Origin of the sequence: Streptomyces sp. SID486 (genome assembly GCF_009865385.1) — a bacterium.
GTDB lineage: Bacteria > Actinomycetota > Actinomycetes > Streptomycetales > Streptomycetaceae > Streptomyces.
In genome coordinates this window covers 1-2,859 of the sequence record NZ_WWJT01000552.1, presented here as the reverse complement: position 1 = coordinate 2,859, position 2,859 = coordinate 1, and the positions used below count along the sequence as shown (strand labels likewise).

Sequence of the window (2,859 nt, the reverse complement as noted above, 5' to 3'; positions counted from 1 at the left end):
ACGGCCGCCCGCACGGCCGTCCGCGCGGCCGCGGCCCTGGCGGTCTGTTCGGTCCTGCTGATCGCCCTGGTCGCGGCCCGCTGGCACCCGCTGCTCGCGCTGGACGGCGACATCTCCCGCACCACCCACCGCTGGGCGGTCCACGACCACGGGACGACCCGAGCCTTCCGAGTGCTGTCGGACTGGGTGTGGGACCCGCTGACCATGCGCCTGGTGTGCGCCGCCGCGGTGGTGTGGCTGGTCTGGCGCCGGGCGGCCTGGTGGACGGCGCTGTGGCTGGCCGTCACCTGCGCGGTGGCCACGGTCCTCCAGCAAGCGATGAAGGCCGCCGTCGACCGCCCCCGCCCGGTCTGGCCAAACCCCGTCGACTCCGCGCACTACGCGGCCTTCCCCTCCGGCCACGCGCTGACCGCCACCGTGGTCTGCGGCCTGCTGCTGTGGCTGCTGCACCGCCGTCGCCCGGGCCGCGCCCTGTGGCGTACGGCGGTGACGGCGGCGGTCGTCTCCGTGGCCGGGGTGGGGGTGACCCGGGTGTGGCTGGGCGTCCACTGGCCCTCGGACGTGCTCGGCGGATGGCTGCTGGGTGCGCTGCTGGTGGCGTCGGCCGTCACCGTGTACGAGCGGCCACGCGACCGCATCCCGGAACCCCCGGTACGCCGGCACGGGTAGGGTCCCTCCATGGGCGCCGTTCTCTTCGACTTCTCCGGGACGCTGTTCCGCGTCGAGACCACCGAATCCTGGCTGCGCGCGGTGCTGACCGAGGCCGGTCACACCCTGCCGGAGCGCGAACTCTGCGAGATGGCGCGGGCGTTGGAGGCAGCGGGGGCGCTGCCGGGTGGCGTGGAGCCGGTGGAGGTGCCCGCGGACCTGGCGGACGCCTGGGCGGTACGGGACCGGAGCGCGGAACTGCACCGGGCCGCCTACACCGGCTTGTCCCGCGGGGTCCCGCTGCCGGATCCCGGACTGCACGACGCCCTGTACGAGCGGCACATGTCCCCGGCCGCCTGGTCCCCGTACCCCGACGCCGCCGAGGTGCTGCGCACCCTGCGCGAGCGCGGTACCGGCGTCGGCGTGGTCAGCAACATCGGCTGGGACCTGCGCCCGGTGTTCCGGGCCCACGGCCTGGACGAGTACGTGGACGCCTACGTGCTGTCGTACGAGCACGGGATACAGAAACCGGACGCCCGGCTGTTCTCGGTCGCCTGCGAGAAGCTCGGCGTGGACCCGCGGCGGGCGCTGATGGTCGGGGACAACAGGAGGGCGGACGGCGGCGCCACGGCCCTGGGCTGCGGCGTGCACTTCGTCGACCACCTGCCGGTGACCGAACGCCCCGACGCGCTGCTGCCGGTACTGGACCTGATGACCTGAAACCCGCACGGCCCGGCCACGGTGCCCCGCCGGACGCGGACGCCGTCGGGCCGACGGACGGGCCCGGCCCGGCAGTTCGGCGCCGTCCGTCTGAGACGATCCCCCGCGTCGCCCCAGACGGACGGCTGTTCCGGGTGAGCCCCGAACACGCGGCCACCCGGATGCGTTGAGTATAGTTGGCTGGCAGCCAGTCAACGCAGGAGTTTCAGGATGTCCCCGCGCAGCGCCTCGGTCAATGAAGAATTGCGGCGGCGTTCCCGGGAGCGGTTGCTGCAGGCCGCCGTGGAACTCGTCGGTGAGCGCGGGTTCGAGGCCACGACTCTCGGAGACATCGCGGACCGGGCCGGCTCGGCACGCGGGCTGGTGTCGTACTACTTCCCCGGCAAGCGCCAGTTGGTGCAGTCCGCCGTGCACCGGCTGATGCACTGCACCCTTCAGGAGGCGCTGGAGCGGGAGCCGTGCACCGACGACGGACGGGAGCGGCTCGCCCGGGCGGTGGACGCGATCCTGGGCCTGGCCCGGGACCGGCCCGTGCTGATGCGCCAGCACATGGCGGGGCTGCTCCATGCCGAGGGCTTCGTGCAGTGCCCGGAACAGCGCCGGCTTGCGGAGCTGCTCAGCGACACCGTCGCCCGGTACGGCGCGCAGAACGTCTCGGCGGACTATCCCATGCTGCGGTCCCTGCTGATGGGCGCGGTGTACTCGGCACTGGTGCCGGGGGTGCCGATGCCCGTACCGGTGTTGCGGGCCGAGCTGTTCCAGCGGTACGGGCTCGGCTGGGAGATGGGCGTGCCCCCGGAGAGCGAGCCGGACGGCAAGGCGGGGGACGAGGATCTGTCCCGGTTCTTCGCGACGGAGGAGCGTCCGAGCAGCCCGTGAAGAGCGGCCGAGCAGCATCCAAGGGGTGCGAGCGGCCTGAGGCGTGCGAGGGGGCGAGCGGCACCTGAGGGGTGCGAGCGGTGGTGCAGCACCTGAGGGGTGCGGACGGCCGGGCAGCACCTGAGGGGTGCGGACGGTCCTGTCAGCGCCGGGCGTGACGGGGCGCCAGGAGTCCCGCGTCGCGCGCCTGGGCGATGAGGCGGAGGGATCGCCGACGGCTGTGCCCGGTCGCGTTCATCACGGCGAGGACCGGATCGGCGCCCTCGTCCCGGGCCGCGCGGTACTCCCGTGCGACGAGCCTGCGTCCCTCGACACCCCGCGGCCAGACCGGCCGGGAGCGGCCCGGGGCCGGGCAGCCGACGTCCGGCACGGCACCGTCCGCCCGCACCACACCGTCACCGTTACCGTCGGCTCCCGAACCGGCCGCCCGCACCACACCGTCACCGTTACCGTCGGCTCCCGAACCGGCCGCCCGCACCACACCGTCACCGTCCGCTCCCGAACCGGCCGCCCGCATCACACCGTCACCATCCGGCACGGCACCGACCCCCCGCACCACACCGTCACCATCCGACACGGCACCGATCCCCCGCACCACACCGTCACCATCCG

4 protein-coding genes are annotated in these 2,859 nt (G+C 74.0%); 3 read left to right on the top strand and 1 reads right to left on the bottom strand.

Going from position 1 to position 2,859, the window contains the following annotated elements:
• Positions 1 to 36 precede the first annotated feature (36 nt).
• From GT045_RS25595 to GT045_RS25585, 3 genes are all read left to right on the top strand, one after another.
• Positions 37 to 669 (top strand): phosphatase PAP2 family protein, encoded by a 633-nt coding sequence (locus GT045_RS25595; protein ID WP_161335595.1) that lies wholly within the window; start codon positions 37 to 39, stop codon positions 667 to 669.
• 9 nt (positions 670 to 678) lie between these two features.
• Positions 679 to 1,368: an HAD-IA family hydrolase gene (locus GT045_RS25590; protein WP_161335594.1), complete on the top strand. Its 690-nt coding sequence runs from the start codon at positions 679 to 681 to the stop codon at positions 1,366 to 1,368.
• Between the two features lie 210 nt (positions 1,369 to 1,578).
• On the top strand, positions 1,579 to 2,247 hold the full coding sequence (locus GT045_RS25585) for a TetR/AcrR family transcriptional regulator (protein WP_161292499.1): 669 nt from the start codon (positions 1,579 to 1,581) through the stop codon (positions 2,245 to 2,247).
• 142 nt (positions 2,248 to 2,389) lie between these two features.
• On the opposite strand, the gene GT045_RS39995 is transcribed toward GT045_RS25585, so the two are convergent.
• Positions 2,390 to 2,785, bottom strand: a complete 396-nt coding sequence (locus GT045_RS39995; protein ID WP_345942755.1) for a DUF6214 family protein — start codon at positions 2,783 to 2,785, stop codon at positions 2,390 to 2,392.
• Positions 2,786 to 2,859: the final 74 nt, after the last annotated feature.